This window comes from Prevotella sp. P3-92 (assembly GCF_002251205.1).
Lineage (GTDB): Bacteria > Bacteroidota > Bacteroidia > Bacteroidales > Bacteroidaceae > Prevotella.
On sequence record NZ_NPJE01000058.1, the window covers coordinates 88,558 to 102,263 of the forward strand.

7 protein-coding genes are annotated in these 13,706 nt (G+C 39.9%); 6 read left to right on the top strand and 1 reads right to left on the bottom strand.

Annotation, left to right across the window (positions count from 1 at the left end):
• Positions 1–137: 137 nt before the first annotated feature.
• From CIK93_RS08790 to CIK93_RS08825, 6 genes are all read left to right on the top strand, one after another.
• A complete protein-coding gene (locus tag CIK93_RS08790) occupies positions 138–446 on the top strand; it encodes a helix-turn-helix domain-containing protein (protein ID WP_094391360.1) in 309 nt (102 codons plus the stop codon).
• A complete protein-coding gene (locus CIK93_RS08795) occupies positions 436–1,695 on the top strand; it encodes a type II toxin-antitoxin system HipA family toxin (RefSeq protein ID WP_094447115.1) in 1,260 nt (419 codons plus the stop codon). The genes CIK93_RS08790 and CIK93_RS08795 overlap by 11 nt, the downstream gene beginning before the upstream one ends.
• A gap of 633 nt (positions 1,696–2,328) precedes the next feature.
• On the top strand, positions 2,329–4,722 hold the full coding sequence (locus CIK93_RS08800) for an alpha-L-arabinofuranosidase C-terminal domain-containing protein (RefSeq protein ID WP_094447116.1): 2,394 nt from the start codon (positions 2,329–2,331) through the stop codon (positions 4,720–4,722).
• A 1,395-nt stretch (positions 4,723–6,117) separates the two neighbouring features.
• The gene (locus CIK93_RS08810) at positions 6,118–6,846 is read left to right on the top strand and encodes a UpxY family transcription antiterminator (RefSeq protein WP_158215502.1); all 729 of its coding nucleotides are present in this window, start codon (positions 6,118–6,120) and stop codon (positions 6,844–6,846) included.
• Between the two features lie 665 nt (positions 6,847–7,511).
• Positions 7,512–11,690, top strand: coding sequence for a hypothetical protein (locus CIK93_RS08820; protein ID WP_158215503.1), 4,179 nt, complete (start codon positions 7,512–7,514; stop codon positions 11,688–11,690).
• A 70-nt stretch (positions 11,691–11,760) separates the two neighbouring features.
• Complete coding sequence (locus CIK93_RS08825; protein WP_094447121.1) at positions 11,761–12,732, top strand: sacsin N-terminal ATP-binding-like domain-containing protein; 972 nt, start codon at positions 11,761–11,763, stop codon at positions 12,730–12,732.
• A gap of 11 nt (positions 12,733–12,743) precedes the next feature.
• On the opposite strand, the gene CIK93_RS08830 is transcribed toward CIK93_RS08825, so the two are convergent.
• Positions 12,744–13,649, bottom strand: coding sequence for an IS982 family transposase (locus CIK93_RS08830; RefSeq protein WP_094447122.1), 906 nt, complete (start codon positions 13,647–13,649; stop codon positions 12,744–12,746).
• Between the last annotated feature and the right edge of the window lie 57 nt (positions 13,650–13,706).

The following is a 13,706-nucleotide window of genomic DNA, read 5'->3' on the forward strand; positions in this document are numbered from 1 at the left end:
CACGGATTATAGTTAAAGATTATATTTTCGTATAAATTCCGTATAAATTCCGATGATCCGATGATTAGTTAACTAAAGATATTTAAATATTTAAGTCGATATTTGGAGATAAATAAAGAAATAACTATATTTGCACCATGATAACAGAATATGGAATAGAAGCAAAGTCAAATTCAGAGATTATCTCAGAATTGGGAGGACGATTCAAGCAATATCGTCTGTTCAGCAATCTCACTCAGAAAGAGGTGGCTATAAAGGCAGGTGTGAGCATTTTCACCATCAGCCAGTTTGAAAAAGGCGAAGCTAAGAACATAGGCTTTGGCACTATTCTTTCTCTGTTGAGGAGCATCGGATTCCTGCAGGAAGCAGAGAAATTGTTGCCGCCACTGCCAATGCTGCCTAATCAAGTGAAGAAAATGAATGAAAGGGTAAGACATGAAAGATAATGTAGTACAAGTGAATTTATGGAATAAGAATGTGGGCTTGTTGTCTTGGGATGACAAGCGGGGCTACTCTGTCTTCCAATTCGACCAGGATTTTATGCAATATGGATGGAATATCGCACCATTGATCGCACCATTAGATTCCGTTTTTGTTCAAAGATTCTTCCCTATGTCAGGAAACAGAGAAAAACTTTATGCAGGTTTGCCAGAGTTCATAGCAGATTCTCTGCCTGACCATTGGGGAAATGTGGTCTTCCAGAAATGGATGGAAGCCAACCATTTGCAAGCCAAAATGGTAAATGCGGTGGATAGACTCTCTTTTATTGGTAAGAGAGCAATGGGTGCCTTGGAATTTCAGCCTGCTCATATCCAGGAGGATGCATCTGTAAATATCGAGTTGGCATCACTTTACGAACTCGCCAATAAATTATTCCTGGATAGGCAGGATGTGAGCATTGATATGAGCAACAGTCTTATTATGGAAGATCTGTACAAGGTGGGAACATCCGCAGGTGGTCAGCGTCCTAAGGCAATTATCGGTATGGATGAGGCTACAGGCATTATTCGTTCCGGTCAAGCCGACTTGCCAGCTAACTTTAAACACTATATATTGAAGTTTGATACAAGCAGGAAAAACGAACTTCCTTTTACCAGGTTAGAAATGGCATATTATCTGATGGCCAGGGATGCCGGTATCAACATGATGCCGTCTCGTTTGGTAGAGATAGAAGGAACTCAGAATTTCCTGACACAGCGCTTTGATAGGGTGGAGGGCAAAAAGATATATACTCAGACTTTAGCTGCCATGAGTTCCTTGGCTGATGCTTACGAAGATTTGTTTGTTGTGGGTAGAAAACTGAATTTGTCTGCAGAAGAGCAGAGTCAGCAATATCGGAGAATGGTGTTTAATGTTCTTGCAGAGAATGTGGACGACCACACCAAGAATTTCTCATTTGTGATGTATCCCAATGGAGAATGGCATATATCGCCAGCTTATGACATTGTGTTTTCCTCCGATCCTGATTCACATTTCTATCGTAATCATGAACTTACGGTTCTTGGCAAGCGGAAGAATATCACGAAGCAGGATTTAATACTCTTTGCACAAAGACAGGATATCAGAAAAGCATCTACTATCATAGAAGAAGTAGAGGAGGTGGTGATGAACTTCAAGGCTTATGCAGAGAAAACGGGAATCGACGAGTGCTGGACACGTAAAATAGAACAGGTTTTGGAAGAAAACCGTAAGTAAACGATTTCCTCCACAGGTTTACCAAAGAAATCACAGAAATTCTGGAGCAACGAAGACAGGGTGAAAGCTCCATTTCACTCTGTTGAGTCGTGACAGAATTAACCAAAGGTAAATCACAGATTTTTTTATCCACGGATCACACGGAGAACACGGAAAAGATTCTAGTTAAAGATTATATTTCCGTATAAATTCCGTCTAAATTCCGATGATCCGATGATTGATTTCTGGCCAAAGGCCATATTTCATCAAAGATTTCCTCCAAAGATTTCTTGCGCTTGCGCAACCCCAAAAAACATCCGTTTTCAGAAACAGTAAACTATAACGCCTGGTGTGAATTGGCGTTGTCCAAGAAACAGGAACAGTCCTCGCGAAACCTATTTTCCCTTTCCAAAATCAGTAATACTGTAAGCTGTAAGAATTGAAAGTCATGATGTCAATGACCTGCCCCCTGGCATCTATTTTTAAGCACCCGATGGATTGCCGCAAAAACATACGATAGAATGCCTCAAAAATTACAAATGGATTACATTAAAAATTTAAAACAAAACACATCAAAAAATTAAGATTTGTTTGGTAATCAAAGTAATATGAGTACCTTTGCACAGAACAATTTTAACTATAAATATTCTTAAAATGATAAAAAAGGCACTTTTTTCCAGTTTTGTCTTGATGGCAATGACGGCTGCTGCTCAAAAAACAACGATAACAATCGATGTAAACAAGCCGTTACATGCAGTTTCTCCTACACTTTTTGGTATTTTCTTAGAGGATATCAATCTTTCTGTGGATGGAGGTCTCTACCCTGAGTTGCTGCGCAATCGCTCTTTTGAGGATGCGGATTCGTTATGTTTTTGGCAATTCCGCTCTTTGCAAGGCGAAGCCAAAGTGAGAAAGGCAGACCTTTCTAATGCGAAAAATCCAGCAGTTCCTCTCAACGCCAGAAACCGACAGTTTTTGAATGTTGATGTGCAAGGTGATTTTACGCTTTCTAATGATGGCTACTGGGGCATGAATGTGGAGAAAGGAGAGAAATATGACTTCTCTATTGCTTTGCGCACTCCTAACTCTTATCAAGGAAATATGAAAGCCAAGATAGTTGTTGGTGACAACGTGTTGGCAGAAACTGACATCTCTGATGTAACAGGTCATTGGAAATATACTAAAGCCACATTGATTCCTACGGAAGCAAGTACCAATGCACAACTTGTCATTGAAGGCAACGGAAAAGGCGAGGTGTGTATGGATATGATTAGCCTTATTCCTCAGAAACGATGGGGAAAGAGCGGTGTGAGGAAAGACCTGGGTGAAGCCTTGGACAATCTTCATCCTACCTTCTTGCGTTTTCCTGGTGGTTGCTGGGTAGAAGGAGAGGTGATTTCTCAGCGTTATCAATGGAAGAATACCATCGGTAATATCGACAGTCGCATACCTTTATGGAATTTATGGGGATATACAGCAACTCATGGCATAGGATATCATGAATACTTGCAGTTGGCAGAAGACCTTGGCGCAGAACCGTTGTTCTGTATTAATGCTGGAGTCTCACACAAGGAGACAATACCGTCCGATGAGATAGACCAGTGGATTCAAGATGCGCTTGATGCCATTGAGTATGCCAACGGTCCAGTAACGAGCGTATGGGGAGCAGCTAGAGCTCGCAATGGTCATCCTGCACCTTTCAATCTAAAATATATAGAAGTGGGAAATGAGAACTTTGGTAGTGTCTATTTCAAGAATTTCGAGTTGATAGCCAATGCCATCAAGACTCGTTTTCCAGAAATGCAAATTATCTCTAACGACTGGAGTGGCTCACATCCTTCAACTCCTTCTCATGCGATGATTGACGAGCATTATTATAATACGCCGGATTGGTTCATACTCAATGCCAATAAATATGACAATCGCAAGCGTGGAGGAGAAAAAGTGTTTATTGGTGAGTATGCCGTAACTAGTCAATGTGGAAAGGGTAACCTCAGAGGTGCCATTGGTGAAGCTGCATTTATGACGGGATTGGAGCGCAATTCCGATGTGGTGGCTATGGCTGCATACGCTCCTTTGTTCTGCAATGTGGAGCATCAGCGTTGGCCAATCAACTTGATTAATTATGATAACCATCGTTGGTATGGTCTGCCTAGCTATTATGTACAGCAGATGTTTGCTGAGAATCAGGGCACAGTTACGCTGCCTGTTTCTGTGACGGGAAGTCCACTTGTGGATATTCCATCTAGTTCAGGTGGCATTGGTCTGGGTACTTGGAATAATACTGCGGAGTTTAAGGACTTGAAGGTTACTACGCCAAAGGGCAAAGTGCTGTATCAAAATAATTTCTCATCTGGTATTGATGATTGGGAGATGCAGGGTGATGGAGAATGGAATGTTAGCAATGGTGTGCTTAGTCAAAACTCTTTGGCAGCAGAAGTTACTGCTTTTGTTGGCAATGACAATTGGCGAGAGTATGTTGTTACTTTGAAAGCTCGTAAGTTGTCGGGTGAAAATGGTTTCCAGATATACTTCCATCATCAGAAGGGAGAAAACAATCGTACTCGTTGGGACATTGGTGGTTATAGCAATTCCATCAGTCAGATGCAGACGATCATGGATTCTCATAGCATCAACTATTCAATCGAGCCAGGACGTTGGTATAACGTCCGTCTAGAAGTATCCCCTCTCACAGTTAAGGGATATATTGATGGCAAATTGGTGCAGCAGGCTTCGCTTACTGATATAAACAGAAAGACAGTTTGTGCCAGTGCACAAAAAGACGAAAAGTCGGGTGACATTATTGTCAAGGTTGTGAATACCGGCAAAAAAGATCTTACCACAAAAGTTCTGCTCAATGGAATCGGAAAGGTGGCTGATCTGGCAGAGGCAACAGTCCTTTCTTCAGGAAGTAGTCTTGATGAAAACAGCCTGGATGCTCCAACTAAAGTTGTTCCACACAAGGAGCAGGTACGTATCAATGGCAATCATTTAGTACATAAGTTCCCTGCAAACTCTGTTACGGTATTCCGTATTAGTAAGAAGTAATTCATAAAATATGTATTCTAAAAACTGAACTTTCGTAAAGGTGAAAGTTCAGTTTTTTATTATATAGGTTGTTTCGGAATAAAAATAAAAGCTTTTGTTACAAATCTAGAAATGTTTCGACCTGTACGGTTGAAAAATTTTGTTTGAAGATTATATTTAAGATTTTGTTTTAGATTTCGAGCATCTCCGATGCGATCCAAAATAAATCCCTCCCAAAAGCGAGGTACTCGAGCGCATTTTCGTCAAGGATTTTTATTTAAAGATTATTATTTCTGACCAAAGGCCATATTTCATTAAAGATTTCCCCCAAAGATTTCTTGCGAAGCAACTAAACATCCACGGAACACACGGACGACACGGATTATCGTTAAAGATTATTCTAAAGATTATAGTTAAGATTTACCATAGGTTATTTTTCTCGCGACTCGGCAAAGAATAAATTTTTGGATTTATTCTCTGCTCTCACTGCTCCAAAAATTCGAGCATCTCCGATGCGATCCATAACAAATCCCTCCCGTAAAGCAACGTACTGTTGCGCATTTTGGTAAAAGATTTTAGTTAAAGATTATTTTTGTGTAGCCTATTAATCATCGGATCTTAAACGGAACTTAAACAGATTTCTTGCGAAGCAAAATCTTAAAAAAGATTTCCCCCAAAGATTTCTTGCCGTAGGCAACTAAACTTCCACGGAACACACGGACGACACGGATTATCGTTAAAGATTATTCTAAAGATTATAGTTAAGATGTCGAGCATCTCCGATGCGATCCATAATAAAGTCCTCCCCCAAAGCGAGGTACTCGAGCGCATTCTCGTCAAGGATTTTTATTTAAAGATTATTATTTCTGACCAAAGGCCATATTTCATTAAAGATTTCCTTCAAAGATTTCTTGCGCTCGCGCAACCCCCAAAAAACATCCGTATAAATTCTGTATAATTTCCGTCTAAATTCCGATGATCTACATATTCCGGTCGATACCCGTTCACCAATTCCGGAGCATACCCGTTCAGTCCGTTGTTGATCTTCAGTATCATAGGCAAAGTTAATATTTTTTTTAAAACTCTCTCCTTTTAGCTCTACTCTTTCTGATTCACGCCCAATTCCGTCAAGACGGACCACCACAATACCTCACTTCTCACCACATCAAGCTCCCGAACCCCATTTTTCCTTTTCAAAAACTGTTATACTGTTATATTGTCACGCTTGTGATTGCTGATATTGACTACGGATAGTTACTGCAAATCGCCTCTATTTACAGAAATGTGATGCCAAAAATAAAGATTTCCAATTATTTATTCTTTCGTCTGAATAAGATTTCTTACTTTTGTGGTCAATAATTGACAATTCTATAAGAAAAATGTCTATTGGTTTAATCTAACCTCTAAACAATAACATTGGAAGATGATACCAAACAGCCTTTAACGGCTGACGCTTCATTGTATAATGGGCAGCCTACCGACACAGGCTCATCGTGTCCAAGTGCAAGACTTACCTCTTGTACGTCCTCCATCTCAAAGAACAAAGGTGGGGCGTCGGTAGAGAATGCGTCATCAAAAAACAAACAATGGTTTGTTCTTCGAGTTTCATATGGTCGCGTTCTCAAAGCTAAAGAATTTGTAGAAACTAAAGGCTTGGAATGCTATGTTCCTTTGCGATATAAAGAGGTAAAGAAGCAAGGAAAGATGCGAATCATAACAGAGCCTCTTCTCTCCTCATTTCTCTTTGTTCATGCCTCAGCAAAACAAGTTGATTCACTTTTGCAAGACAAGAGCATCAAGCCTCTTGAAAATATAGCTTTGTTGAGTTACTATTACGACCACACCTCACATTGTGAAAAATCGCCGACCAAGAATCCTCCACTTGTCATTTCTGACTCCGCTATGGATAATTTCATTCGCTTAACCTCCATACATAATCCTCACATCATCCCAGTTACTTCAGAGAACATCAAATACAAGTTAGGGGATGAAGTTGTGATTACAGAGGGAGATTTTAAGGATATACGTGGCAGGGTGGCAAGAATTGCTGGACAACAGCGTGTGTTAGTAGAATTGTTTGATGGGTATTTGGTGGCAACAGCGTATGTACCAAAGAATGCGATGAAACCGGATGTAGAACATTAAATCAACATAATATATATGACCGAAAAAACGAAAAATATACTTAGTCTTAATCATACAGAGGCAATGGATTTCTTTTTGATATCAGAACAATATCATGGATTCGAGTTACCAAGGTATTTTATGTTCGACAAAATGCTTCAAAACCTTCGAACTTTCCAACAAGGGCGCAACATTGGCATCCCCCAAGGAGTACAATATTTGACTTTATTGTTGAGACAAGTTTGTGATTACATTTATGGAGACGAGGATGTACTTAGAGTATATAAAATACTCATATGAATTGGCTCACCCTTATAAATTATATTTCAGAATATGGTTACTTCAATATGGTTAGTGAAAAAGTTTGCAATTAGTATAACATCGAGTAAAAATATAACAAAATGAATAATTTCGTATTTTCCACCAATCGTTATGATGAGGAAGCAAAAAAGCATGGGAAAGCAAAAGCTTTAGACATGTTTCGCGTCAAGACATCTAGTGAAGGATATAAACATCCAAGGGAAATGGAATACACAAAATTCCCTGGCAATTATATAAAAATTAAGCATGAAAATTTTCGCTCAGTATTAACAACTAAACAGTTTAATATCGAAGGGCAGCAAATCTGTGTTTATATCGCACTACGAATGTTTGCTAGAGGTGATTCCGAATATGATAAATTCAAATTGAGCACCAAGTCCGAGAAAGAAAGAGACACAATTACAGGTAAGGTATCACTTGATTGGGCATATTATGAAAAAAAAGTAAAAGAACTTCTTAAAGAGCCGACAGTAATAAGTAACAAACCCGAACTGACAAATTCTGAAAATCTTTTCATCTCTACTCCACTCAATATTAATCACGAATTATTCGAGATAACAATTTTTGAGACCAAAGAGTGGATAAACTGTGTCAACGACAACTTCATCGGCTCTACAAACACAGAAGGAGAATTTACCGATTTTACTAATGCTGCAAACGAGATAAACAATTGTCTAAATGACAATCTATTTAATCCTTCAGGATGGTACCCTATAGAGTTTAAAGAATATGCAATATTGGCATACAAGCGCGAGGACGAGAACTGGATTTTAGCAAAGTTAGTTGAGCGCAATTCCAACAGAGACTATTCAACAGAATTTCCAAAGGTCATCCCCACAGATTTTCAACGCGGCTATCCATACACTTTTCTTGAAGATCGCGACGAGTGGCGAGTGATGGAACAGGATTCAAAGAGCAACATGGTTTTATCATCACAGCAAGTCGACATCGTATCCCAAAAACAGATAAGATACCCACTATTCTTAACGGGAAGGGCAGGTAGTGGTAAATCAACTTTGCTGCAATACCTGTTCGCAGAGGTAATTCTCCGCTACATAAATAGCCGCGACAATGTAGGAATTGAGCTGAAAGCGCCGGTGTATTTATCTTATAGTTCAAACCTTATTGACGATGCGAAAAAACTGTGTACAACGTTGTTTGAGAAAAACAACGTATACAAGAAAGCATTGGAGGATAAGAATGTCAACTACAAGAAAGACATACAACCACTTCTACCCAAGATGTTTTATGTTTTCAAGACTCTACTGTGCGACTGCATTGAGAAGAAGCACCCCGGAAAAGTTAATAAAAAGTTTCCTGACAGTAAGTATATATCGTTTCCCAAGTTCAATTCAATGTGGGAGAAAAAATTCGGCAAGATAAAGAATGCTGCAAGGGATTATGGACCGAGTATTAGTTGGCATGTGATAAGGACCTACATCAAAGGTTGGGACAGTGATGCATTCCTTACACCTGAAGATTATGACAAAATCGGCGAAAAGAACCAATCAGTCACACTAAAAACATTCAAGAATATCTATGAAAATGTTTGGAAAAAGTGGTATTCAATGCTCAATGCAAATGAAGGATTATGGGATGACCAAGACCTTGTCATTTATTGCCTTCAAGAGGATTGTGTTGACGATCGTTTCTCAGCCGTGTTCTGTGACGAGTCACAAGACTTCACTCGTGTGGAAATAGATTTCATACTCAACTCCTCTTCATTCGCCCAACGCTCCATCAAGATTCAAGACGATATCAACAAACTACCGTTCGTTTTTGCCGGCGACGAGTTTCAAACACTCAATCCTACAGGATTCAGTTGGGAGTCACTGCGCAGCTACTTCACGGAAAGGCTATCCACTTTAGTCGGTATCAAGCCACAGAAAGGCATGATACCAAGTCCAGTTGTGCTCTCCGAGAATTTCCGCTCGACTCGCAACATTGTGAAGCTGGCAAACCGCATACAGCTCCTCCGCGCTAGTCGGTTTAATGAATACTCAGTACCACAGAAACCACATTTTTCACAGGAAGGTAGTTCCGTATACTGCATATCTCCGTCAGACGAGGAAACACTGAAGAAACTAAAGGACAACGGAGTTGTACTTATTGTGCCTACCAACGATGGCGAGTCTGTGGAACAATACATAAAAGACTCACCACTGAAGGATTTCGTCAAGTTCGAGGAAGGAGTACCCAGTAACATTACAATTCTGAATCCAACACAAGCCAAAGGTTTAGAATATCCAAACGTCGCAATATTCGGATTTAACACAAAGAACAATCAAGGCATACAAATTGACAATCTGACAAAATGGTTCGACAACCACGAATGTCCCAACTTGACTGAGGATATAGAACTAAAGTATCAGGTCAGTAACGCATATGTGGCCGTCACACGCGCAAGTTCCAACCTTTATATCATCGATGACGTCAACCGCTCATCATTTTGGGCATTCGCTTTCAATCAGTCAGAAGATGAGTCTCTCGATAAGGAAATCAATCATTTGCAGTCACTTATGTTTGGTAACCTTTCCTCAGCAAAGCGTGACCAATGGTCGGAAAATGAAATAGGTTGGATTGAGTACGTTAAGGATATTGATATTTCTGATGAGAATCTAAAGTACCTGAGTTCAAACGAGCACAAGCAAGACTTAGAAAATAGAGCGGCCGAACTGCATGATAGCAAACTCATGTTGCAGGCTGCGACAAGCTACAAGAGTGCTGGCAATAGAATTGATGAGGCACGATGCAGAGCAAAGGCTGCGGCTTACGACGAGAGATTCGACGAGGCTGCAGAATGGTTTTCCAAAGCAGGAATGTATGACAAGGCCGTTGACAACTATTGGCTGGAACTAAACGTCAATCAGCAACAATCCGTGGTCGAGAAGATTAAGAAACTTACAGGGAAATCACACAACAAGAAAATAAAATTCTGCAAAAAGACAACGGCTCCAACGTTACGTGATATAAAAATGGGGCTTGACGATATGGCAATATTCTTAAGAGAAAATCCCAAAGAACAGGTTTGTTACAAAGCTTGGAGTTACATTATTACGCTTATGATGCAGAATCTCAAGACAGAGGGAGCTGAAGGCACCAAGGAAATCCCCATCATTATTAAAGCGTTGGACAAACTAGCTGAGTTCGACATAGAGGTAAACGCTTGCCGCTCAAAATTGGCATCTATAGCCTATGGCATCGGTGACAACGAGGAAGCTATTAAGGTGTGGGAAAGCATGAAGAAAGTGGAAAGAATACCAGAATATTGTAACGCAAAACTAAAAGTTGAGAGATATCCCAAGACCATTGAGTTCTACGAGGGCACAAATGATCCAAAATGGTTCAACAAACTGATTGAGGATGCAAGGAAGAACCTTGATATCCCACTAACAGAAAGCCAAAAGACGGTATTGTGCAGAGCTGTCAGACAGGGTTCGGACTGTAAAAAGGAATTCAAATGGCTTCTTCCGTTCATGCTTAGCTCGTCAGATAGCATAGGGAGCACGGACCATGTGGTTAGAGAGGCAAAGGAATTGGGCATCAACGTTAATGAGTATGTTATTCATACAATTGCCGAGTTACGCTATTCTGACTTGCGGTCATGGAAACGTCCGAAGGTTGAGTATGTTGACGCTGAGGTAGAACCGCTGTTTGATGCGATAGAAGCCATCGGGCGCATACGAAAAAGTGATTTTCTTAGCTATATGCAACGTGCGCTGAAAACCATGAAAACAAAGGATTTTTGCGGAACAAACTACAAGCGATTCGCACGTAAGAAAGCTGCGCTCATTGTATTTCCTGAACTTGGAAAGGCATTCGAGCAAAGTGGAACGTTTGTCAACGCCTGTATATTCTATGAATGGGCAGTTGCGAATACTGACGATAAAGATTTGAAACGGCTTATGGATGAGCGTTGGATTGTATGTAAGGAACGTCAGGCACACAACGATGACAATGACAATTATCGCGCCGATGCAAAAAAGAAACGTGAGCAGCTTAACATCGGCGACAAAGAGCTACCGACTGAACTCATACAAAACAATAGTTATTGGGAACAGATTTATAAAATCGCCACAAGCATAAGCAACGAAACACGTGCACCGCAACAGCAAGCGACTCAGAAACTGGAAACTGCACAGTCGGAGACGGTGTCACAGGTAACTGTAAAACAGGAGAACATGAATAAAGATGCGGCACTGACAAAGAATCAACATATCGAGATACAAGATTCTCATAGAGATGTGCAGCCAACTTTATCTTCAACAATACAAAAGATTATCTATGGCAACTATGCTGTCACATATTTCCCCAAGAATAAGGAGGTCCTGATAAAGACAACTGACGATTACGAGTATCAAGTGCGTATAAAACATGGCATATTACCAAAAGGTGGTGATTACGAGTTTCGCAATGGACGAATCCATATATCGGAAGATGGCAGTCCGACACCTTTCGCCATAATCAAGGACGAGAACATGCTTGTAATAAAAATCATGGACGGTACCCTTGATACAGGTATGCATTTCACGTTTGAATTATAATACAATATTAGTACTGGTGCAATTAATTGCGCTAGTACTAATAAGTTAATGCAGATAAAAACAACATGTAATGAGAAGATCACATTCTTTAGAAAAAAGTCTTGTTGATGTTAAGTATGAACAATATGTAAATAATCTTCATGACAGATTGCCACAACTTACAGACCCTAGTGAAATAGACTGTAAGCGATGGCCATGGGAACTTTTGCAAAATGCAAAAGATACTGTTGTTAAAAGAGAGAAACCAGAAGAACGCTATGTTGATGTAACGATTAGATACTATACAGATAGTGACGGTAAGAAAAAACTTTATTTTGAACATAATGGAGATCAGTTCACGAATAAGGCTATAACAGGTCTTATCTGGAAGTTTAGTGCAGAGAAACGAAATGAGCAGACAACCGAAGACGGTTTGACTCGTGACAAACAAAGTACGGGACGTTTCGGTACTGGTTTCATGACTACACATGCGTTGTCTTTAACTGTAGATGTGTCTGGTTCATTATTCCACGATGACCCAGAAGTTAAGAGAAATGTATCTGTTGATTTTACATTACATAGAGAAGGACCAGATGACGAAGCTTATAAAGCTGGTGTAGATAGAACTGAAAGGGAGATTGACGAGAATATGGATAAAAGACCTATTCCTGCCGATGAAATACTTCCTACTAGATTTACATATCATCTGAACAAAGATTCTAGTGAAAAGGCTGCAAGAATGGGTATTGAGAATGTTCGTGCCAATGCAGCACAAACTATGCTGTTCTGTCCATCAGTTCGTTCTATAACTGTAATTAATGAAGAAAGCAATGTCACTTTTAAGATTATTCGAAAGAATAATGATGAAAGAAAGGATGTAGTAAAAGAGACAGTATTCGTAGAAGAAAGTAGCGATAGAAATGAGCCTATTACCCGTAGGTTCATCTCTATGGAAATTGAAGAGCCATCGAAAGAAATCTCCAGCCATTGGAAAGCAAAAAACAGAAATCTGAGACTTCATGTTGCAGTGGAAGTTGACAACGATAACAATATATTAACGTGAGTTCGATGAATTCAAAACAATGAAAGCTGTGTATCAACTGTACGTTGTACATTGATACACGGCTTCTTAGGAAACATACAATAAGCAGCGATAGCTCCAAGCAGGTTCACGATGAAATTGTCAAAGCACCTGTGTCTTGAATGTTCCACTTGTGCAATATTCTTCAACTCGTCATTTATCGTTTCTATTATTGCTCGTTTCCTAAGCAGCAGCTTGTCAGACACGCTCATCAAGGCACCTTTCATGTTGTTTTTAAGTTTGGTGATAAGCTGTATGCCATCCACGAACAGGCGTTGGAAAAGGTTCTTGCTGATATACCCTTTATCTCCGACCAGCTTGCCATATATGAATTCTACGAAGGCTTTGTATTCCAATGGTTTCCTGTCATCCACATCTCCCGGGGTTATCATAAAGTTCAGCAACTCACCCCTCTCGTTACATATCAGATGCAGCTTAAAGCCAAAGAACCATCCCATGGAGCACTTGCCTCTTTGCGCAATGCCCTTGAATACCTTGTGGATATGTATCCTCTGGTTCCTGCATACTCTAAGGGGAGTGCTGTCCACGAAACTTATGCCAGTACATTTTCCGAGCAGCACCTTCTTGATGAATAGAGCCAAAGGGATGGCTACTTCCTTTTCAAGTTCCACGAATCGGTTGTATGAGACAACTTTCGGGAAGAGGTGACGCATATGTCTGCATACCTTTTCTATATAGAAATGTTTCAGGCAACGGTAGCCTGAATCATGAAACAGTATCATGATTACCATAATTTCTGCCTTTGACATGGTTGACTTGCGGTGATATTGCCGTTTCTTATCTGCTTTCAGTGTATATTTTTCCATCATGGAATCAAAAAACTTGCAAAAATCATCTGCAATACAAAATAATTCTGTAACTTTGTCCTCGGTGATCATAGCGATTATTGTTTGTAAACTTTTGATTTTTAGCACCTTAAAGTTACAACAATTTTC

Coding starts and splice junctions, on each gene's coding strand:
- CIK93_RS08790 (WP_094391360.1), top strand. CDS start 138: ATGATAACAGAATATGGAATAGAAGCAAAGTCAAATTCAGAGATTATC.
- CIK93_RS08795 (WP_094447115.1), top strand. CDS start 436: ATGAAAGATAATGTAGTACAAGTGAATTTATGGAATAAGAATGTGGGC.
- CIK93_RS08800 (WP_094447116.1), top strand. CDS start 2,329: ATGATAAAAAAGGCACTTTTTTCCAGTTTTGTCTTGATGGCAATGACG.
- CIK93_RS08825 (WP_094447121.1), top strand. CDS start 11,761: ATGAGAAGATCACATTCTTTAGAAAAAAGTCTTGTTGATGTTAAGTAT.
- CIK93_RS08830 (WP_094447122.1), bottom strand. CDS start 13,649: ATGATCACCGAGGACAAAGTTACAGAATTATTTTGTATTGCAGATGAT.